Source organism: Gleimia sp. 6138-11-ORH1, from assembly GCF_024814355.1.
Taxonomy (GTDB): Bacteria; Actinomycetota; Actinomycetes; order Actinomycetales; family Actinomycetaceae; genus Gleimia.
Genome location: NZ_JANUXV010000004.1, coordinates 1 through 21,334 on the forward strand (window position 1 = coordinate 1; position 21,334 = coordinate 21,334).

The 21,334-nt window shown below is 47.8% G+C and carries 17 protein-coding genes and 1 rRNA gene; 5 read left to right on the forward strand and 13 right to left on the reverse strand.

Translation table 11 applies throughout. From position 1 onward, the window contains the following. Positions 1-95 (reverse strand): 16S ribosomal RNA (locus NXS08_RS05685); the annotation flags it as partial. A gap of 672 nt (positions 96-767) precedes the next feature. On the opposite strand from NXS08_RS05685, the gene NXS08_RS05690 reads away from it, so the two are divergent. Then, a complete protein-coding gene (locus NXS08_RS05690; protein ID WP_259138318.1) occupies positions 768-2,264 on the forward strand; it encodes a DUF1846 domain-containing protein in 1,497 nt (498 codons plus the stop codon). 248 nt (positions 2,265-2,512) lie between these two features. Here NXS08_RS05690 and NXS08_RS05695 read toward each other — a convergent pair whose 3' ends face one another. The 3 genes from NXS08_RS05695 to NXS08_RS05705 all read right to left on the reverse strand — a co-directional run bounded on the left by NXS08_RS05695 (position 2,513) and on the right by NXS08_RS05705 (position 5,310). Further along, on the reverse strand, positions 2,513-3,604 hold the full coding sequence (locus tag NXS08_RS05695) for a hypothetical protein (RefSeq protein WP_259138320.1): 1,092 nt from the start codon (positions 3,602-3,604) through the stop codon (positions 2,513-2,515). An 86-nt stretch (positions 3,605-3,690) separates the two neighbouring features. Continuing rightward, positions 3,691-4,356 carry a GNAT family N-acetyltransferase gene (locus NXS08_RS05700; RefSeq protein ID WP_259138322.1) on the reverse strand — a complete coding sequence of 222 codons (666 nt, stop codon included), beginning with the start codon at positions 4,354-4,356 and terminating at the stop codon, positions 3,691-3,693. A gap of 15 nt (positions 4,357-4,371) precedes the next feature. Continuing rightward, positions 4,372-5,310, reverse strand: coding sequence for a UTP--glucose-1-phosphate uridylyltransferase (locus NXS08_RS05705; protein ID WP_259138325.1), 939 nt, complete (start codon positions 5,308-5,310; stop codon positions 4,372-4,374). A 29-nt stretch (positions 5,311-5,339) separates the two neighbouring features. Between NXS08_RS05705 and NXS08_RS05710 the strand changes: the two genes are divergently transcribed. The 3 genes from NXS08_RS05710 (at position 5,340) to mscL (ending at position 7,109) form a co-directional block, all read left to right on the forward strand. Continuing rightward, positions 5,340-5,879 (forward strand): 5-formyltetrahydrofolate cyclo-ligase, encoded by a 540-nt coding sequence (locus tag NXS08_RS05710; RefSeq protein ID WP_259138328.1) that lies wholly within the window; start codon positions 5,340-5,342, stop codon positions 5,877-5,879. Between the two features lie 90 nt (positions 5,880-5,969). Continuing rightward, positions 5,970-6,635, forward strand: coding sequence for an SAF domain-containing protein (locus NXS08_RS05715; RefSeq protein ID WP_259138331.1), 666 nt, complete (start codon positions 5,970-5,972; stop codon positions 6,633-6,635). A gap of 60 nt (positions 6,636-6,695) precedes the next feature. After that, positions 6,696-7,109, forward strand: coding sequence for a large conductance mechanosensitive channel protein MscL (gene mscL, locus NXS08_RS05720; protein ID WP_259138335.1), 414 nt, complete (start codon positions 6,696-6,698; stop codon positions 7,107-7,109). A gap of 162 nt (positions 7,110-7,271) precedes the next feature. Here mscL and NXS08_RS05725 read toward each other — a convergent pair whose 3' ends face one another. After that, positions 7,272-7,466 carry a hypothetical protein gene (locus NXS08_RS05725; protein ID WP_259138337.1) on the reverse strand — a complete coding sequence of 65 codons (195 nt, stop codon included), beginning with the start codon at positions 7,464-7,466 and terminating at the stop codon, positions 7,272-7,274. 44 nt (positions 7,467-7,510) lie between these two features. Further along, a complete protein-coding gene (locus NXS08_RS05730; RefSeq protein WP_259138340.1) occupies positions 7,511-11,761 on the reverse strand; it encodes a prevent-host-death family protein in 4,251 nt (1,416 codons plus the stop codon). 331 nt (positions 11,762-12,092) lie between these two features. Here NXS08_RS05730 and NXS08_RS05735 point away from each other — a divergent pair, with 331 nt between their 5' ends. Continuing rightward, positions 12,093-12,473 (forward strand): phage holin family protein, encoded by a 381-nt coding sequence (locus tag NXS08_RS05735; protein ID WP_259138342.1) that lies wholly within the window; start codon positions 12,093-12,095, stop codon positions 12,471-12,473. A gap of 93 nt (positions 12,474-12,566) precedes the next feature. Here NXS08_RS05735 and NXS08_RS05740 read toward each other — a convergent pair whose 3' ends face one another. From NXS08_RS05740 to NXS08_RS05770, 7 genes are all read right to left on the reverse strand, one after another. Next, a complete protein-coding gene (locus NXS08_RS05740) occupies positions 12,567-14,372 on the reverse strand; it encodes a hypothetical protein (RefSeq protein ID WP_259138344.1) in 1,806 nt (601 codons plus the stop codon). Next, positions 14,369-14,626 carry a hypothetical protein gene (locus NXS08_RS05745; protein WP_259138346.1) on the reverse strand — a complete coding sequence of 86 codons (258 nt, stop codon included), beginning with the start codon at positions 14,624-14,626 and terminating at the stop codon, positions 14,369-14,371. The genes NXS08_RS05740 and NXS08_RS05745 overlap by 4 nt, the downstream gene beginning before the upstream one ends. Positions 14,627-14,901: 275 nt before the next feature. Beyond that, positions 14,902-16,374, reverse strand: coding sequence for an adenylosuccinate lyase (gene purB, locus NXS08_RS05750; RefSeq protein WP_259138349.1), 1,473 nt, complete (start codon positions 16,372-16,374; stop codon positions 14,902-14,904). A gap of 231 nt (positions 16,375-16,605) precedes the next feature. Next, positions 16,606-17,514 (reverse strand): carbohydrate ABC transporter permease, encoded by a 909-nt coding sequence (locus NXS08_RS05755; protein WP_259138352.1) that lies wholly within the window; start codon positions 17,512-17,514, stop codon positions 16,606-16,608. Then, a complete protein-coding gene (locus NXS08_RS05760) occupies positions 17,504-18,442 on the reverse strand; it encodes a carbohydrate ABC transporter permease (protein WP_259138355.1) in 939 nt (312 codons plus the stop codon). The genes NXS08_RS05755 and NXS08_RS05760 overlap by 11 nt, the downstream gene beginning before the upstream one ends. Before the next feature lie 113 nt (positions 18,443-18,555). Continuing rightward, the gene (locus NXS08_RS05765) at positions 18,556-19,881 is read right to left on the reverse strand and encodes an ABC transporter substrate-binding protein (protein ID WP_259138357.1); all 1,326 of its coding nucleotides are present in this window, start codon (positions 19,879-19,881) and stop codon (positions 18,556-18,558) included. A gap of 980 nt (positions 19,882-20,861) precedes the next feature. Beyond that, entirely contained in the window at positions 20,862-21,254 is a 393-nt protein-coding gene (locus NXS08_RS05770; protein WP_259138359.1) for a hypothetical protein, read from the reverse strand. Positions 21,255-21,334 lie beyond the last annotated feature (80 nt).

Here is a 21,334-nt window from a genome sequence, read left to right on the forward strand (position 1 = left end):
AACAAAGCAAAAAGCCCCATCAGATCCCGTTCGACTTGCATGTGTTAAGCACGCCGCCAGCGTTCGTCCTGAGCCAGGATCAAACTCTCCAAACAAAAACATGTCCAGAAAAAACCCCCCACAAAAAGAAGGAGGCAAAATCCCAACCAAAAAAACAAAAACAAAACAAAAAAGCGTAAAACAACAAAAAGTACACTATCAAGTTCTCAAACAACACCCACACAACCAAGCCACCCCCACACCCAAAAACAGGCACAAAAGCAACCCAGAAGGATCAGCCGCCAAACCAGATTGACTGCCCGGCGGAACATATTTAACTCTACTCTCATCCCCCTTTAGAAAACAAATCCACACAACGTGAACACCACCACACCCCACACAAACCCCCAAACCACAACCAAAAACCACCCCCAACAACCCACACCAAAAACCAGCTCGGCGAGTTACGCTCCTGCATGGTGTCGCACTGACTATTACCGACCTTGGGGGCGTAATCCATGCAAAAGTGACACACTACACGGCGCTTTTTGGGTGTAGAAACTTCCCCCTCGCCCCGCCGGAGGATTAAGATTGCTAAGTTAAAGGATATAGACGGTCAGCCCGGTGCCTTTCGGTTACTTAAGCAGAACGCTAACCGAAACTCCTGCCGGACTTTCTGCCTGACTTACCCACTTGGGAAGTCACCAACTGAAGTTCTTTCGGACGTAGCTTCCCATCACGGGAAGCCCACCCCTTTTTCGCTCTGAAAATACAACCCGAAGGAAGTCATGTTTCCAAATCGCCCCGGTTTTGATCCGCACCGCTATATTGAACTGCAGTCAGCACAGATTAACGCTCGGCGTAAACAGCTCGGCGGAAAACTCTACTTAGAAATGGGTGGCAAACTTTTCGACGACTTCCATGCCAGCCGCGTATTGCCTGGTTTCACGCCCGACAATAAAATCGCCATGCTTGAAACACTTAAAGATGAGCTTGAAATTTTAGTGGTTATCAACGCTAAAGATTTAGAACGTAAGAAAGTGCGCGCTGACCTTGGAATTCCCTATGAAGAGGACGCTTTGCGTCTGATTGACCGTTATCGTGAACGCGGTTTCTTGGTTGAACACGTGGTGCTCAGCCAGTGTGAGAGTGGAAATAAAGCGGCAGTTGAGTTCCGTAAGCGTTTAAAGCGTTTGGGACTGAAAGTTTCCCGCCACTACAGCATTAAAGGCTATCCGACTAACACAGATTTGATTGTCTCCCCAGCGGGTTTTGGGAAGAACGAGTGGGCGCAGACAACTCGAGATCTGGTGATTGTTACTGCACCGGGGCCAGGGTCGGGGAAGTTGGCAACTTGTTTATCGCAGATTTATTTGGATCGTCAGCAGGGAATTCCTGCCGGTTATGCGAAGTTTGAGACTTTCCCAATTTGGAATCTGCCGTTGGATCACCCGGTGAATTTAGCTTATGAAGCTGCTACTGCTGATTTGGATGATGTTAATCTGATTGACCCGCATCATTTGCGTGCTTACGGCGAGCAGGTGGTTAATTACAATCGCGATGTGGAAGTTTTCCCGCTTTTGGCGATTTTATTGGAAAGGGTTGCGGGAAGCGCCCCTTATAAGTCCCCTACTGATATGGGGGTGAATATGGCTGGTAATGCAATCATTGACGATGAGGCGTGCCGAGAAGCTAGCCGTCAAGAGGTTATCCGCCGCTATTACAAGGCTTTAGTAGAGGAAGCTGCGGGCGAATTGGATTCTCATTTGTCTGATTCGATCGCTTTGATTATGACGAAGTTGGGGATTACGACTGCTAACCGCGCAGTGGTGCAGCCGGCTTTGGATTTAGCGAAGACAACCGGCCAGCCTGCGGCGGCTTTGCAGCTTAATGATGGGCGGATTGTTACGGGGAAGACCTCTGATTTGCTGGGCTGTTCGGCTGCGGTGGTCTTGAATGCGTTGAAGTTGTTAGCGGGGATTGATCCTAATGTGACGCTGCTGGCGGCTTCTTCGATCGCGCCGATTCAGACGTTAAAGACTCAACATTTGGGGTCGCGTAATCCTCGTTTACATACGGATGAGGTTTTGATTGCGCTGTCGGTTTCTGCTGACACTGATCCGAATGCAAAAGCGGCGTTGGATCAGTTGCAGAATCTGCGTGGGTGTGAGGTGCATACTACGACGATTCTTGGTTCCGTAGATGAGGGGATTTTCCGTAACTTGGGTTGTTTGGTTACCTCTGAACCGGTTTTCGCGGTGAAGTCGCTCTACCGCAAACGCTGATTTGGCGGGTGTTTAGTTAGCATTTTCCCGAGGGCGGTTGGCGGACCTGTTTTAGTTCCCTATACAGATATAAGTATTTCCTTTGGGTAAAAGACTCTTTACTTACTTGGCGGAGCATAGCAACAAAAATAGTAGAACTATTGAGAAATAGAATAATAGGTGTGCGCGGGAATCTCAGTTCCCGCGCACACCTATTTATCTTTAAATGAGACTTTTATTTAGCTTTAGAAGCTACTTTTGCGCTGCATCTACTGCGCTCTGCGCACATCGAGGATTTGCTCTAAATTCAAAGCCTCCTGTGCGGCTTCATTCGCTACTTCAGCGCTGCTTCGCGCATTGACTGGCATATTGCGTGCCACTACTGGACGTTTTGGAGTTCCCACGGTAGGCATCATTCCTGTATCTGTAGCTACCGTACGGGGAGCATTTCGGCGACGCACCACGGAAGATTTGTGTACCAGTCCTGGAACGGCCAGTGAGTCGATCATATCCTGAGCAGCTGCAGAGGGAACTGTTGGTTTAGCTGACACGCCTTTAGCGCGAGTTCCAACTACTGCGTCTTGCACTGCCCTGTGGTTAGCTTCAGCTTCACTGATTTCAAGTTCCGCCTGCTTTGATAACACTGTTTCAGCTTTTTCTAAAGTGGGAACAGCTACTTCTGCCGGCAGGTCAATCTGTTGCCCCGCTAAAGTAATGGAACCGGTAACGATTTGCTCAGAGCGTGCGCGCGCAGCAGCTCGTTCTCGTTTTAAGGATTCTGCTTTTTCGTGGATTTTCTGAATCGCTGCTTCTTCAGCTGCAAACGCAGCATACGACTTTTGGTAGGCGATTCGTCCTGCAACTAGGGTCATTACCAAGGTGCTCGCCGGGAGAGCTAACCAGGCAGCTGAGAAAGTGCCTGTAAAGGCGGTGATTCCAAAGGCGACTAGCAGAGTTAATGAAATAGCTACGCTTAAAAATCGGCGTTTACCAGCGGTAGCTTCAGTAGCTAAACGTACTTTTCTGGCACTCACAACCTTTGCAAGTTGTTTTTGCGTGGACAGTGCTTTTGTCCCCCTACGCCCGGTAGGTGAAATGGTTTTTGTACGTTCCATCTCTTGACTCCGTTCCCCGGTAAATACATCTATTTTTGAGTGTGGCAGAAGTAGAGGTTGGGAGCGGGTAGACTCGCCGTAAACACGTGGGCAAGCTCGGGTCACATCAAGAACTGTTAAACCGTCAGAGAACCGATCTTCAACCGGATTATCAACACTATGCTGTTTAACGCTGATCAGGGCAGGCATAATATAGGCCGCTACCAGAGCCAGCGTTACTACGATAATCCATCCACTAAAGGTCACTCGCTAATTTTTTCACGAATTCCCCTGTATTTCAGGGAATTAGCAGGGCGTGTTAAAGAATGCTAATTCAAATACTTGACGATAGGTCACTCGAACCAGGTTTCCGCCCAGGCAGTATAAACTCGATGATCTCTCCACTGCCGGTCAATATAAAGATAGTTTTCGCGGACGCCCTCGAATTTAAATGGTAAAGAAGAGATTAAGTTTATCGAAGCAGTATTTTCAGGGCGGATATAAACGTCAATGCGGTGTAGTTTTAGTTCTAAGAAACAAAAATCTATCACTTCACGCACAGCGGTGCGCCCAATCCCTAAGCCGGTGTAGGCTTCAGCTAGCCAGTATCCCAAGGTGGCGCTTTGCGAAGCCCCTCTTTCAATATTCGTTAGGGAAACTACTCCAACCGGTTCGGTGTCCAGGTAAACCAGATAGTTGAGGGATTCACCTTTTACGAATTTCCAGTCTTGGATGCGCCTATATTGCGCTAAAGTGGGTACTTCTGCGGGATATTCCGGGGGTGGTTTAACTTCCCAAGGGGACAGCCAAGCGGTATTTTCTGCGTGCAGAGCGGCTACTTGCTGATGGAATGAACCTAAAACTGGTTGCATCCAAAGATATTTAACCGGATAACCGGGGTCTTTGATTTCTTCGGCCTCCACCGGGTTGGGGATTACTAGCTGATATTCTCGACTAGGTTTTCCCCAACCCTGGCGGGGTGCGAAGCCTAAGTTGATGAGGATTTTTTGGAACCACATTTAAGTGTTTGCGGTTTATTTGATGAGGCGCTGTTGGTTTTCTACTAGGTATTCGCGGAAAGCTGCTCCCAGTTCGGGGTGTTCTAAGCCGAGTTCTACCTGTGCTTGGAGGTAACCCAGTTTGTCGCCGGTGTCGAATCGGCGTCCGCGAACTACCACTCCGTAGACTCCGCCGCCTTCTTCTTTTGGCACGTCAATGAGTTTACGGAAGGCGTCAGTTAGTTGGATTTCTCCGCCGCGCCCAGCTGGGAGGGTTTCGAGGATTTCGAAGATCTTTGGGTCAAATACGTAGCGTCCCACGGTGGCGTATTTTGAGAGGACGTTTTCAATCGCTGGTTTTTCTACTACATCAGTTAGCTCGAAGAGATCTCCGGCAGGAACTGCTTCAATACCTAAGTCGGCGGGTGATAGTTCATTGACGGAAGCTGATCCGTAAGCGGTTGCTTGTTCAGGAGTTACTTCCAAAAGGGCAACTACGGAACCGCCAAGTTTTTCTTGTACTGCGATCATCTTTTCTAAGATTGGGTCTTCGGGGTGGAAAAGATCATCTGGGAGGAGCACTGCAAATGGCTGGTTGCCAACGTGCTGCGCAGCTTGGTATACCGCATGGCCGAGGCCTTTAGGGTGCCCCTGGCGCACGGTATGCATCCGCGCAAGTTCCTGATAGCGGTTAATGGAAGCCAAGATTGTTTCTTTACCAGAGTTAGCCAGAGCCATTTCCAATTCTGGTTGCGCGTCGAAGTGGTCTTCTAATGCGTGCTTTGCGCTGGAAGTGATGATTAGCAGGTCGGTTAATCCGGCGCTGGTGGCTTCTTCAGCTACGTATTCAATAGCTGGCTTGTCTACTACTGGCAGCATTTCTTTAGGTACTGCTTTGGTAGCTGGTAGGAAACGGGTGCCGCGCCCTGCTGCGGGAACCACGGCGTGTTTGATTTTCTTATTTTCTTCTCTCATCTTTCTAGGTTATATGACAAACTGAAGTTATGAGTGTGTTTCCCAGTAAGCAAGTTGCCCGCGCACATTTTCGTAAGCTCCGCCCCCAGGTTGGTTTTTCTAAAAACGGTTCGGAAGCAGTGGCAGAGTTCTTGCGAACACATTTTAAGGGGGATTTGCGTCAGCTAAGGTTGGCTTCTTACCAGCCTTTGCCGGGCGAGTTAAACATTTCTGAGTTCAACCAAAGTTTCGCTGGTAAGCTATTTTTTCCCCATTATGACCCGCGCTCAGGGATTTCAAAAGCTCCGGTTTTCACTTCTGAAAAGGAGTTTTCTTTTACCCCGCAACAGCTGGTTTTAGATATGATTTTGGTTCCCGCGTTGGCAATGGAGCCTACTGGAGCACGTTTAGGCCAAGGCGGTGGCTGGTATGATCGCGCCTTAGTTGGGTTGTGTGAGGCGAACCCGCAGCTGATTACAGTTGGGTGCGTACCCTCTGATTTTTTGGTTCCAGTGGGGACTTTGCCGGTGGAGTCGCATGATTTTGTTTTAGATTATTTACTTACCGAGGGCGGTTTGGTTTCCGCTTAGCTTGTCCCCAACCGGTTTAGTCCGATTACTTTTCCACATTTTTCCGAGGGCGGTTGGGGTAACTGATACTTTATTCTTCAAGCTAAGCTCATGAGAGCATTTTCTAAACCACCTAAAGTAGCCGACCAAAAAGATCCTGCCGTGCCCCTTAGAATCATTGAAGCGTTTCATAATTTCTTCGGACGGTTCTCTCATTTTCTACTGGTTGGATTCTTCGCGTTTACTGCTTTTATCTTTTTCCTACTACTTTTTTCTACCCCAACGACGCGAGTTTTGGTGAGTACAGAGGATTTAGCTGCCGGTCAGTTAATTACTGAAAAGGACTTAACTGTCACCCTCTGGGAAGGTAACGTTCCACCGGATGCAGTAAATGAAATTACAAGCGCAGTAAATAAGCGTCTTTTAGTTGATTTACCTGCAAATACTCCGCTGCGAGAAGCCTATTTTCAAAGCGGCGACCCTACTGCGGAAGCAAATCGAAGTAGGCTTACCCTGCCTATTACTGCTCCGGTAGCACAGTTGCTAACCACCGGAGATCATATCGATATTTACCTTCCGAAATTATGTGCTGACGAAATGCAAACTTGCGCACCCCAAAGAATCGCACATGATGTAATTGTCATCCAAGTGTTAAAGAACGGGGACCACAACTATAGTAACACTGAAGCGGCTCTGATCTTAGATGTCATTAAAACTGACATTCCTCACCTAATTGGAGTAGCCGATACCTCACTTTTAAAATACATACTCATTTAACAATTTAGTTAAACTTAAAAAGTATTATCAATACACTATCAAAATAGATTGAAGGAAAAAATGTTAGAAGGTTTCAAGAAATTTATTCTACGTGGAAACGTAGTTGATCTGGCGGTTGGTCTGGTTATTGGCGCCGCTTTCGCAGGAATCACCACTGCCTTGGTTGAAAAAGTAATCAACCCATTCATTGCTGGTTTAGTTGGACAGCCATCATTCGATAACGTCCTAGCTTTCCAGTTCGGACTATTTGGAGATAAAGCTACCATTCAGTTCGGTGCGCTTTTAACCGCAATTGTTAATTTCATTCTTGTAGCTGCAGCCATCTACTTCCTGGTTGTTGCCCCAATGAATAAGATTGCTGAAAAGCGTGCTGCAAAAGAAGCTGCCGAAGCTCCTGCAGAAGCTGCTCCAACTGCTGAAGAACAACTACTTGCTGAAATCCGTGACCTTTTGGCTTCACAACAAAATAAGTAGTCTGCCAACAGTAGCTAACAAAATATGAAACTTGCGAAATAAGTAATTGCAAAATAAGTGATTGCAAAATAGCTTACTCGCAAAACATATTTAAATAGTGGTGGGGGGAATCCAAAAAGGATTCCCCCCACCACTATTAGTTTCACTTAAACTATCCCTACATCACCAATGCGGAGGGACCTCAGCTTGAATCTGTTTATCTCTTCCCGAAAGAGGTGGCTCTACCTGCGGTTCTTGACTAATTTGCCTTACCGAAACAGCGTCCCAAGCAATCGCTTCACCGGCAGAAGCAATCTCTTTATCTGCATCTGAGATAACCACTACTCTGCGAGGAGTTTTCTTCCGTTCCTGCTTCACTTGCTCACCTTGCTTCAGCGGTAGTCACGCCCGTCAGTTAATCGCTACTTTTCTAAAGAGGACAGACTGCGTTGCGCCACATTGTTTAACACAGCTTCAACCTGTGTTCCTGTCTGCGGAAGTTCCAGATGATGGATTAGTTCCTTTACCAAATCCGCTGTTTCTCTTTCAACTCCATCAGAAAGAATCCACTTAGCAATATCATCTAACTGTTCATCAGAGTAGGCAGCTAAAGGAAGCCCCACAGCAACCGCTGGACGTACCTTACGTGGCTTACCTTCCACCGGCTGCCAAACTTCTTCAGTTACTTCTGAGGCAACTTCTAAAACTTCAGACTCAGCCACTGGAACTTCAATTCCAGAAACTTCACTCTCACCAGCAACTACCTCAAGTTCAGCTTCACCAGTTTTCTGCGCACCAGGTTCCTGAAGCTGATTTTCCTGCGGCGTTTCATTTTTCTGCGGTTCAGCATCATCTAAGGTTTCCCTAGCGTCAGATTCTGCTGTTTCAGTTTCAGTAGCGCCCTCGGAAAGATCTGCTTCTGGCTCTCCAACTGCAACCCCAGCAGCCTCAGCTTGCTCAACGAAAGCTGCTGCTAAAGCCGGATCAGCTGCCAAGCGTTCATCAACTGCGTCCAGCACCAGCTCAACAATTGCATCTGCTTCTTTTTGCGGATCGATAAATACCGCCATAGAAAGCTCGGTGCGGCTCTTCCACCCGTGCTTTTCAAGCAGGGCGGGCCAGTAACGATCTCGGCGACGCAGCGACGCTTCATTTACGTAAACTGTGTCATCTGTGGAAATCGCCACCAGTAATTCGCCCGGAATAAAGGGGTGTCCCACTGCCAGCGGAACTCGCAACGCCCCTTCACCACCGACGTTAGGAATCACCTGCAAACCGGTAGAGTAAAGACGCTCAGCTAAATCAATCAAAAGCTGATCAGGTTCAGCCTGCACCACCTGCCACTGCATCGGGCCAGAATCTGCCGCTGCGTCAGCCATTTCCAGTAAATCCAAAAGCATAAGCGCCCCGGGAACGGAAAAACGCGACCGGTCAAACTCATCAGCTTTAACTGAAGAAACAATATGCAGATCGTCGCGGGCTACAGAAAGTAAAGTCGCTAAGAAATCTTGCCCGCCCGCTTGAGAGATACCGCCAAAGTTATGCAATACCCGCCCATGCGGAGTTTTCGCATAACCCAAAGCAAAAATAACCTTATCTCTTTGCTTCCCCTGCACCGTATCCGGATGCAAAATCACAAACGGTTCCGCCACGTCACCGCGGAAGAAATCAGCTAACGCCGGAGAAGTCATCATCACGGTACGCAAACGTTCCCGAATTCGCTGCGCGTGAATCCGGTTAGCAGCAACTACCGCTAAAGAACGCTCAGGGGACATCAAGCCATGTTCCAGCACCAAATCAACAACTGTTTCAACTTCCACTGCGGTTGATTCAATGCACTGGGCGTCCGGAGCTGGCATACCACGGCCATCTACAAAGGAAACCGAAAGTTTCGATCCTAAACGCGGTACCGGCACAGACTGGATAGTGTGGCGCACTCCGTAAGTACGGCACAGCTGGCTCACCTGCCCATTGACTCGCAATGGCGCAGGCATAATCTGCAACTGGGTTAATACCAGCTGTAGTTTCGTCACCGTGTCAGAAGTAACCGCACAATCAGCGGTAACCACTACCTGACGAGCGCGCGCCAGTAAAGGAATAATCTCTACCAGAGGAAGATCCTCAACTGAATCAATCACCAGTAAATCAATGCGATCTTGGAGCGTGTATAAAGCAGGGATTAACGCCGGAGAAGAAATAGCTATCGGGAACAGGTCGCGCACCAGCTGCGAACCACGATATACCCGCGAGATATTCTGCTCCGTGACAACCCCATCAGCTAAGGCTTTACGCAGCTGTCCTTCTTCAGCGTGATACTGAACTAAAACCTCGGCGCGGTTACGACGAATCGCATCAGATGCCAACGCCGCTAAGGACTCCACCTGAGCTTGGTCTAAACGACGGAACTCCACGATCTGGTCTTGCAACTTAGCAGGATCAAAACCACCCAAAGATGGCATATTCGCCAGCATTACACCCAAAGCAGAAGCCCACCAAGCCAACTCTAACTCTGGTTCAATCAAAGACGTCGGCACACACCGAGAACGCATATCTTTAATGAAAGCGTCCAACCCAAAGCCATGTAGCTTTTTCAAAATCTCTAACCGGCTTGGAATCTGAGCAGCTCCCCCCGGATCTTGCGATAAGCGAGTCAATAGTAGCCCCAACTCGCTCACGTCCATCCGCGTTAAGTTGCCATGCGCGGTTGCTAACGTAGGGTTCAGCTTCTCTAAGATAGTTCTTACCTGCGTGGCCTCAGCCAACATTTCATTTAGATTCGCAGGAACTTTCGGCCAACCGCCTGCTTCACAATGGCGGCGCCACACTTCACGTTGCTTCTGCACCTTCTTTAATTCGCCATGTAAATCTTCCACATAGCGACCGGGGCGCAACATATCCTGAGCCTGTTTCACCAGACGGATCCGCTGCGAACGCTGCATTTCTGCCCCGTTATCTCTGCGCCACTGTTTCGACGCAGTAGCGCGCACCATATCCGCTACTTCACGTTCAAAAATAACCGGTTGGAAAACATCTAACGCGTCACGTACACCGTGTAGCATTCGCAGCTGTTCTTCCCACTGCACGAAAGTGGTAGCTACTTGCAAACCAGTCTGGCCTGCAGTTGAGCTCATATTCACTCGCATCGTCGGAAGTTTATCTTTAACCAGCGTATTAATCCGCTCCAGCACCTTAGTTACCTGCTCCGGCGCAGAAATCACTGCCCCGAACCAAGCATCTACAGAATCAGAGACTTGGAAAATACCAGCTTCAGCTGCTTCAAGTAAAGCATTGCGAGCCACTTCATCCGTATCATTAGCCAGCTTCGTTAAAGTGTCAGCTGAAAAACGCACGGAAGTACGCGGCCCAGGACGCGTAGAAGTTAAATCAGTTAAAACCTGCAGAGCATCATAAGCTGAAACTTCCCAAGCCGGGTGGGGCTGATGCAAATCAGCCGTATATTTTTCTAACGCTTCCCTAATCTGACGTAGCTGTTCACGTTGCGCCTCAATCAGCGCCCGATCAGCCCAAACCGCGTCATCAGCAAAAACCTCTTGTAAAGAACTGTAAAGAGCACCGGCAGCTTTATTGGAAGCATCTACTCTTGCTACCGCGTGAGTTAGCCCTTGGGCTGCAAAATACTCCCACAATTGCACTGTCCGACGCCGATTAGCTGAAATATAAAGGGAACTCTTCCCATTCACCGCAGCCGCAGTCAAAACGGAAGCTACCGTAGGGGTAGGATCAGCACCACCACTGGTATCTAAAATCGCGTTCAATCCCGTTGCGATAGCTTCCACATTATCTAACTGTTCTGGAAGCTGATCGCCAATCCCAATTTCTGCCCAGGGATCGCGGTCACGTGGATTTGGTTCAGGAGCGTCCTCGGGAAGATTCTGCAGCGTGGCGGGGTCTTCTGCCAACCCACGAATAATTGGTGAATGCTGCAAAGCTGCCGCGTCTGCCAATTCTCCGATTAGGCTCTGAGCCGGATGTAAAAACTGTGCAATCTCAATGAACTCAGTGTAAGTAAAATCTGCCAGCACCTGTCCCAGCGCAGATTTTAAACTATGCAAAACTGGCTCAGGGTAGAATCCCTGCTTTGAGCGGGTGGAAGCCACCAGCTGTGCCTCATTGAGATCTCTACCAGTGGCTCGCACCGCACGTAAGATTTCCGGCGCTACCTGCACTTCACCCACCAGCTGAACAGTAACTTCACCGTTGGTATCGAAAGCTAAATTAACGGGACGGTAAAGTAAGGGGGACTCAAAAACCGTGTCATTTTCAGTCCAAGTAGCCAATCCCCATGCCAAATGAATAGCTGAAACGCCTCTACTAATCGCCGTATCCAAAGAGGTCGTATAAACCAGGCGAGCGCTTTCTTCGGCTCTTTCCAACTGCCTTTTGTCACGGATTAAAGAACTTAGGCGGGTTTCTCGCTCTGCATAAAGTTTAGCTAAACCACTTGGATGCGCTCCGGTCATGGTTAAGCGAGCAGGCAGAGATTTTAAATCCAGCCGAGTGCGCTGCACCAGCTCAGCCTGCCAATCTGCTACTGCCTTTACAAAGTTCCGGCTGTTAAAAACCAGTTCTTCAGTTCCTGCGGCTTCAGTAGCAGCCACTTCCTGCGTCTCATCGGACACAGATTTTGCACGTGAGAAAAAATTAGATACCACATTCCAAGGCTAGCAACTTTTCTGGATTTTCCCGCCTGGGCACGGCGAAACACCCAGTTTTTCTCAGCGCTGCTATGATTCCTCTTCCCGAGGGCGCCACCCACCTGTTTTGCGCCCATGCTTTGAACGAGTTCGGCGTGTTACGCTCCGCGGGTTGGTGCCACCCACCTGTTTTGTGCCCATGCTTTGAACGAGTTCGGCGTGTTACGCTCCGCGGGTTGGTGCCACCCACCTGTTTTCTGCCCCATGCTTTGAACCCATTTTTCGAGGACGCTATAAACTCTGCCTATTTCCGGAAGAAAAATGGCTTTCCTTTGCTTAAACTTAAAGTATGAAGTTTTTATTAAAGCTATTAGGCACGTCCATCGGAGTTTGGGTCGCAACCTTAGTTGTTCCCAACCTGCATATTACCGATAACACCTCGACTGAAAAAACCATTATGTCAGTGGTCATCTTTGCACTGGCACTGACTATAGTGAACTCATTTATCCGCCCGATCGTGAAGTTCATTTCGATACCGCTTTATATTCTCACTCTGGGAATCTTCTCATTAATCGTCAATGCTTTAATGTTCATGTTAGCTAGTTGGATTTCTACCCACACACAAACCGGCATTGTTGTAGAAACCTTCTGGGCCGCTCTATTTGGCGCTTTAATCACCTCAGTGATTAGCTGGATTCTCTACGAAGTACTTGAGCGAGAAAACAAATAACCCATACTTATCTTTACAGGGGGAGCCTAAGCGGCTCCCCCTGTTTTATTCTTCACCCACTCGGGACTTATATTCTTCACCCACCCGGGACTTTTATTCTTCACCCACCCGGGACACTTGAAAACGGTATACGTACCCTTTTGTGTGCTCATCAATCCTCAATCTTGCTAACCTCTCCTGATTATGCTCAGCAATCCGTGGATCATCATTTAACTCTAAGCGACGCAACGCTTGTAAATAACCAGTTAAATCATGATTAACATAGGCAGCCGCTCCACTTGCTTCCACAGTTTCCTCCGTTGGCCTCCCCGCCACAGAATAAGTAAGCCAATTATTTTTCACCGGATTATCCGCAGCATCCAAATTTGGCGTAGGATCATTCAAATGCTCGAAAGACAGCACCCGAATAGAATCCGGAATCTTAAACCTAGAAATCGGAGCCCCCGCCGAAACTACACTAACCACCTCATATTTACTTAAAATCTCAGAATTAACACTCAAAGCCGCACTTTCCAATCCAGCTTGAGAATGCCCCACAAACTCAATCCGATCACCCGGTTTTGCTCCCGCTCTTTCTAAAGCAACCATTACTGCCGCTTCCTGATCACTCCGAACCCCTCCTAAAGCCGCAAAATTCGTACTCATATCCTGAGGGTTGCTTGACCCAGGTAGCCACTCTTGCGTCCCGTACATCACCACAGAAAATGAAGTTCCTTTACGCCCTCGGAAATAACTAGCTGAAGCTGAATTCGACTCATATCGAATAATCTCAATCTCCCCCGCCCGCCGTTTGCCGTCTGCATCAGGCCGCGCCAAAGGAGCCAGCGGAGTATTCTTCAAAGTATTAATCCGCTCCATTAAATCCGAAATAGCCAAAGGCGCACTAATCTTATCCACCACCGGCGCACTCACCTGCCCCACCTTTGCAAGCCCAGACCCGTTAGCATTGCGCAACATCTCCTGAATACTCAAATCCGAAAAGTTAATTTCTTCTCGATTCAAAACCACCGAATGATGGGTAAAAGGCACCGCCGACACCGCTTCAATTTTCAAATTCGGCAGGTAAATACCCTGATTTTTCTCAGACATCTTATAAATGTTAAACAGTGAAGCCGCGCTACTTTTTAATCTATCTTGCCTATTTTTCCCCTTCCGACGAAAGTGTAAATTACCCTCGTGTAGCGCCCTCGTAAAATTCTTAAAAGAGTTCTCAGAAGATAAATCATTCAACGAAAAGAACAAATAGGTACCTACCCCCGGCAGGATTTTACTCCGCAAATGGACAACCTTAATCTTAGGTTTCAGATCCTTATAAGCTGATTTAGCTAAATACAGGTAAAAAAGGGCAAGATCAACCGTCTCTATTTCATCACTTATATTATTTTCCGCCCACTTCACTCCGGATTTAGTTAAATTACCTAATGAACGATTAGGCAGATTTAGAGGAAAACTATTAGAAGAAAACGGAAACAAAGCTGCAATGGATTCTTCCTTTTCTCCGTATAGTTGCCCCGCGTGGCGCAGTAAAGCCTCCAGGTCTTGCGTTTTATCAACCATTGACAGTAAAGCTAACTGCACTGCGCTAACCGTATCTTGAATTGCTCCTGTAAGCTGATCCACCGGATAAATAATCTGTTCTAAAACCCAGTAAAGGCTCTTAACTTTTTCACAAATATCCTGATAGGCTCCGGCTGCATAAAACAAACTTCTACTATCAACCGCTAGCGGTGGTTCAACTAAAATCGCCGAATATCTAAAGTCCGCCTCATTAGTGTTTTCCATAGACGGAAGATAGTATTGCGGATTATCCGATGGAGGTATCTTCCCAAAGTCATCTAAAGGATTCCTTATCAACAAGGGATCAAAGTAGCTATTCTCTGTAGGGATCGGTGTGCTCATAGTCCACCGCCTAAAGCTGTGGCTAGATTAACCTGGATTTGTTTTTCTAATGCGGCAATCTGAAAAATCGCTTCAGCACTTTGCTCGATTACCGTCTTATACTGTGCTTCTAAAGCTATTCGGGTTTGTTTTGCTTCTTCACTGGCTCTGCCTTCCCACTGCCAGTCGATGGTAGTGCTCTGCCAATAGATGTTCTCTAGTTCTTGGGCGACGCCTACCATAATTTGGGAAACTGGTTTTCCAAAAATACTCATGTAAGTAAACTAGCGAGGATTCTCAGCTTTCAATTTTTTCCAAGTATTTTCCTGTGGGTAAAACACGCAGAAAAATACTTGGGGACAAGTTTAACCACCGAGTGAATACCTAAAGAAAAGTTCAACCACCCCACAAACAAACAAACCCCCCTAAAAATTATCGGAGCGTAACACGCCGAGATGAATATCTACGGCGTGTTACGCTCCGAGGAAGAAGAGTTACTTCACAGGTAACGCAAAGCCCTAACTGGGGTACTTTCTAACTCAGGAAATCTCTAGCTGGGCTGAGTCTCTAACTTTGGGAGATTCTCCAACAGTTGCGGGGCTATTCCGATGTATGTTCCGGGAGTAAGTGCCACCAGTCGCGCTTCATATTCAGCAGGAATCTTCAGGGAAATAATAAACTCCCGCAGCTGTTCTTCAGTTACCCGATTACCGCGCGTGAGTTCTTTCAAACGCTCATAGGGGTTTTCCATTCCCGTCGCACCCGCAATGGAAGCAACCCGCATAGTTTGTTGGATTGCTTCACCCAGCACTTCCCAATTTTCATCTAAATCAGCTGCCATTTTCGCCGCGTCAAAATCAACTCCTGCAAGCCCCTTCCGCAAATTATCCAACGCCAGATACGAGTGTCCTAAAGCAGAGCCAACATTTCGTTGTGTTGAAGAATCAGTCAAATCACGTTGCATTCTGGAAGTCACCAAAGTTTGCGCCAAAACATCTAGCAGAGCACAAGAAATTTCCAGGTTCGCTTCCGCATTTTCAAAACGAATCGGATTTACCTTATGCGGCATAGTAGATGAACCGGTAGAACCTTGAGCAGCCAAGTTCTGATGGAAGAAACCCAGGGAAATATAAGTCCAGGCATCGGTGGCAAAGTTATGGGCAATTCGATTAAACCTGGCTACGTCAGCGTAAAGTTCAGCCTGCCAATCGTGGGATTCAATCTGGGTGGTGAGTGGATTCCACTGTAATCCCAATACATCCACTACAAATGAACGAGAGATTTCCCGCCAATCAACCTGTGGCAACGCGGTCACATGGGCTGAGAAAGTGCCGGTAGCTCCGTTGATTTTCCCAAGGTATTCGGTGGTGGCCACTCGCTTTAATTGTCGCCCCAATCGATGCGCAAAAACTGCAAGTTCTTTCCCTAAAGTAGTTGGGGTGGCAGGCTGCCCGTGAGTGCGCGATAGCATCGGAATTTGCGCTGCCTGCGTGGCACGTTCGCGTAAATCGTTTACAAATGCGGTGGCCAGAGGAAGCCAGGATTGTTCTACCGCAGATTTAATGATCAGGGCATAGGCAAGATTGTTAATATCTTCTGAAGTGCAGAAAATGTGGACTACTTCGTGCAGGCTTGGCAATACGCTTCCGGGAAGAGCATCGGTTGCCGCGTCTAGTTTTTCTTTTAGATAGTATTCGACTGCTTTTACGTCGTGGCGAGTTTCAGCTTCGATTTCCGCTAAGGCTGCTACTGCTGCGCCGTCAAATTCTGCGGTGATTGCACGCAAGTAGGTGCGGTCAGCTTCGGTTAGTTCTGGCGCTCCGGGGAGGACTTTTTTGTCTAGTAGATGGATTAGCCATTCAACTTCAACAAAAACACGAGCCCGGTTAAGGCTCGCTTCAGAAAGGTGGTTTACAAGTGGTGCCACTACGCTGCGGTAACGGCCATCTAATGCCCCCAGAGCAATATGTGGTTCAACAGCAGATAAGTCAATAGCGCCTACAGGCGGAAAGGTTTCACTCATGTTTTTAGTTTCGCATATTCGTTTCGTTGGTGAAATAAAGTACGTTCTTTGAGACAGCGTATCTTTACCCCTATCGGCGGAGCGTAACACGCCGAGATGAATATCTACGGCGTGTTACGCTTTGCCAAATGAGAGGCGGAAGATGGGCGTGCGAAAACGCCCTCGAGAATCTTCCCGAGGGCGCTTTTTTAGCTAACTGAAAATACTAACTACATATTCTGTTAGCGTAAACTATCCTTTCACTGAGCCAGCTGCTAGACCAGATTGCCAGTAGCGTTGTAAGCCCAAGAAAAGTACGATAAGTGGAACCACACCCAAAAGCGCGCCCAGCATGACCGCTCCACGTTCGGGACCGAAGTAAGACATCATGCCGTATAGCCCCAAGGTAACTGGTTTCAGCTCTTCTGAGTTCAACATAACCTGTGGAAGTAAGAAGTTATTCCAGGTAGCTACGAAGATGAATAGGAAGATAGTTACCATTGCGGGAGCTAAGATTCGCAATACCATGGTGAAGAAGATACGCGCTTCCCCTGCACCATCAATACGTGCGGCTTCAATCAATTCGGTGGGAACTGAGGTTTGCGCGTAAACTCTGCCTAAGAATACGCCGAAGGGACTGATTGAAGACGGAATGATAATTGCCCAAACCGTGTTGGTGATACCGATGTTATTGAAAATCAAGTACAGCGGAATAGTTAGTAGTGCGGCGGGCATCAGCAAACCGGACATGATTAGGCTAAGGGTGAAAACTTTACCGGGGAACACGAACTTTGCCAGCGCGTATCCGGCTGCTACTGACATGAGCGTACCTAAAACACCGGCAACGGTGGAATACAGTAGGGAGTTCCACACGTATAGCCAGAAGTTGTTGTTAGTCCATGCCAGGAGGGTTTCGTAGTTCGTTGACCAGTTGAGAGTGTCAAACCAGAGTCCGTTAGTTCGGGTGAGTTGCTCGTTCGTTTTTGAAGAAGCGATCACTACCCAGTAGATCGGGAAGATGAAGTAGAACAGCACCATAAGTAGTACGCCGGCGGTGATCCAACGGGCTGCGGCCGAGGGCGCTACCGAGCGTACCGGGTAGCCTTCTTTGGAAGGGCGGTAGGTGGTGCCATCTGGAAGTGTTTTCAGTTTAGAGGTCATTTCCGTTCACCTTCCGATCTGTTATTGCGTAAATGACTGCCAAAGTACCTGCAATCAGCGCGATCATTATGGAAACGGCTGAGCCAGGACCTGTGCCGCTTGGTGAGAGCTTACCGTTTAGGGTGTTGTAAGCGATCTGCATGGGCATGTAGTCCAGTTCCATCCAAGTGTTGATTACGGCCATCACAGTTGGTTCTGAGTACAGCTGGATTGTGCCAATAATTGACAGGAGGACGGTTAAGAGGGCGGCGCCGCGAACCATTGGGATCTTGATCTTAGTGACGATTTGGAATCCGGAGGCTCCGTCTAAACGTGCTGCTTCTGAGAGGTCATTCGGGATAGCTTGCAGTGCAGCTAGGAAAATCAACATGTTGTAGCCGGTGTAGGTCCATGTGGTCATATTCGCCATTGAAGCTAGAACCATATTGCGGTGGAAGAAGTCTGCTTCGATACCGAGGTAACGTAGACCATCTACTAGTGGTGAAATTTCCTTCGTGTAGAGGTAAACCCAAACCATGGCGGCAACGATGCCGGGGATGGCGAAAGGAAGGAAGTATCCTAGGCGGAAAACAGTTACGCGCCGTACCAGGTATGAATCTAGGATGAGAGCTAGGATTAATGCAGAAATGATCATGATGGGGACTTGGATTGCGGTGTAGATCAATACACGGCCTACCCCCACCCAGAAGCGGCTGTCTCCGGCGATATTCTTGTAATTTTCGAAAGCTACGAATTCGTCTACGGTATTTCCTCCTCCGTATAGGCCACCTCCGGCGGCGACTTGTTGGAAGAATGAAGCGTAGATTGAGGTGGCGATTGGAAGTAGGAATACCAGGGCGAAGCCTAGGACAAAGGGCAGCATGAACAGCCAACCGGTGATGGCGTCACGCCGTTCTCGGTTACCTGTCTTTTTTGTTATAGCTGACATAGTTGTTCCTAAATTTTTAAGGTTTTTACGTGTTTGGGGGGCATTCGAGGATTCGAATGCCCCCCAATTCTAGAAGAAGTTTGTCACTTCAACTATTGAGTTAAAGCTCGTTATCATTCGGATACTGGGAGCTTCAGATCCTTTAGAACCTTAACGGATTCGTCTTGGGCTACCTTGAAGATGTCGATAACCTTTGCTTTGCCTTCAGCAACTTCTGCTGCTTTAGCGTTCATCTGGTTAGCAACTGCGGAGTAGCCTGGGATGTATCCGAAGTCAGCGTTCAAGGTGTCGTTTGCTTGGGAAAGTACGGTGTAGACTTCCTGTCCACCGAACTGACGCTTTGCCTTTTCTGGGGTAGCTACGTCACCCTTAGCTGCGATAACTAGACCTTGAGAAGCTAGGTCGTTGTTCTGGGTGTTGAACCAGTTGTTGAATTCCATTGCTTCAGCAACGTTTGCACAGCCCTTCATAACTGCTACGCCGGAGCCACCGTCTGGGCCGGTCTTTACGCCTTCACCGAAGTCAGGGAGTAGAGCTACCTTCCAGGTGCCTTCCTTATCTTCTGGAACAACGGAATCCAAGAAGAAGCCTGCTTCCCAAGCTGGGCCGATGTTACCGATTAGTTTCTTGTCCTTTAGAGCTGCTTCGTATTCAGGTACCCAGCGTCCAACTACCAGAGCGGACTTGTTGTCGATCATTTCTTGCCAGAAGGAAGCTACTACTTCAGATCCGCGGTTTACAGCGTTTACTTTCCACTTGCCGTCAGTTGCGGTGTACCATGGTTCACCTAAAGCTGCGGACTGAGCGGATAGCCAGTAGCCTGCTTCGTCTGGTTCGAAGGCCAGAATGTACTTGCCCTGTTCAGAGGCTTTCTTTGCTGCGGCTTTGAGTTCATCTAAAGTCTTTGGAACTTCAATGCCCAGAGCTTTGAATTCTGCTTCATCGTAGTAGTAAACCAGTGGGCCGGTGTCCTGTGGTAGACCTACTACTGCGCCACCTACGCTCATTTGACCGTATGCGTTTGAGAAGTTCGCCTTGTACTTTTCAGCTTCTACAGTTACGTCTTCGAGCATGTTCTTGACGAATGCGGTGGGGACTTCACCGTAGCCGAGCTGTGCTAAACATGGAGCGGTTCCGGCTTTTACGTCGGCTTCGAGCTTGGTGAACATTTCGCCAGCTTTACCGTCGAACTTAGTAGCCTTAACCTGCACATCTGGGTGTTCTGCGTTCCAGCGCTTTACGATTTCTTCGACCTTTACCATTCCGTCGCCGTCTGGGAGACGGTGTAAGTATTCGATGGTTACAGGTTCGGTCTTCTTATCAGCACTTGGTTTATCGGCTGGCTTTTCAGCGGTTCCGCCACAAGCAGCAAGACCTAGAGATGCAACTGAAGCAAAAGCTACCATTGCTAGTGCTTTATTACGGCGTACAGATGCCATATTTTATTCCTCTCCTTCGAGTTCCAGAATGCGAAATTCTGATTACTTCTATATGATAACGCGCAACTTAGATAGTTTCTACCCTCTTTTAGGCAAATGATTAGTAACAATTAGATAACAGCAGAGCTTCACAAAATGACTACGAGCATCAATAACTGACTCGGGGAAAACTTCTACGAGGGCGAACCAGTTTCCTATTAGTTTCTTCAAAGTTGCACTGGATATGAACTACTGAAGTTAGTCCGAGGCCTCCTCATTTGCAGCAGGCGTTTTCCCTTATTTACCAAAGAAAGAGTCGAATCAATATGCGGATGGTTAAGCGAGTTTAGGTCTGGGCGAATCACTTTGTTGCGATGGTTTATCGGACTTCACCCCCTATTGGTGGCGCCTAATGCTTCAGGCCAGGTTCGGCGCTTCCTGCCTCAGACTCGGCTACCCTGATTGATTCAAACCTACGAATGATTCAACTCTGCGATTGATTCAACTCTGCGATTGATTCAGCCCCACGAAGCGGATGCTCAAACATGAACGATTGCCACACCAGAGTATTTGGCAAGCGTGGTAGAGGTGCTATGGGTATCGCGTTTGACTACTTCTATCGAAACCGAAGTCTCTTATAGTGTGTGTTATCAGGGAAGTTTTCAGCATTATCGCTTTAAGACGCAATTGAACTATTTTCTAGCCCAAGACCACATAACTTTTCCAACACAGGTTGAGGTAACTTTCAACCCAAAAGAAATCGAGGTAAATCCCCTAGTCAAAGTCAGGTTACTCCCCAAGCCCGATTTTTACGCTCCTGAAGCAAAAATTTTAGGGCACTGACAAATTCCATCAAAATAAGCACCTTAGTGGATGTTTAGTCACCTATTTGGATACAAAGCTCTAGGTGGATGCCGAATACAGATAGATGGCATAAAACGACCAAGAGCAAGCGCAAGTGTTCATACTCCAAGCCATAAGATAACCATAATTTACGTTATCTACCTCAGTTTTGAGCTCTTAATCGCCTCTTTCCATTCACGCCCCGACACGCCGCGATACTCCAAATATTCAGAGATTAATCGTTTCCTCTCTGTATGCAACCACAGTTGAATACCACCCGGAATTCCAAGTACAACAAGATCATTCTCATCTAACTCACTAATGGGATACGAAAAAGCAAAACCAGTAGGAGTAAACTTTTTCCCTCTGAATTGATACTGCAAAATTTCGAAGTATCCCTCATTAAAATTACATGCATAAATAGTTCCATCTGGATCTAGAATAACTTCATCGGCTTTCGGTAAATCAATAGACCTCAGAATAGAATCAGTCCCGAGACTACTCGCTCCCATCGAAGTCAGCAGCAATACATCTGAGTCTGAAATCGCCACAGGCTTCTGTCTGTACGCGAGTATTTCATCCTCAATTGAACTTAGTCTATAAGTGATCGGGAATGACAACTTAATTCCCA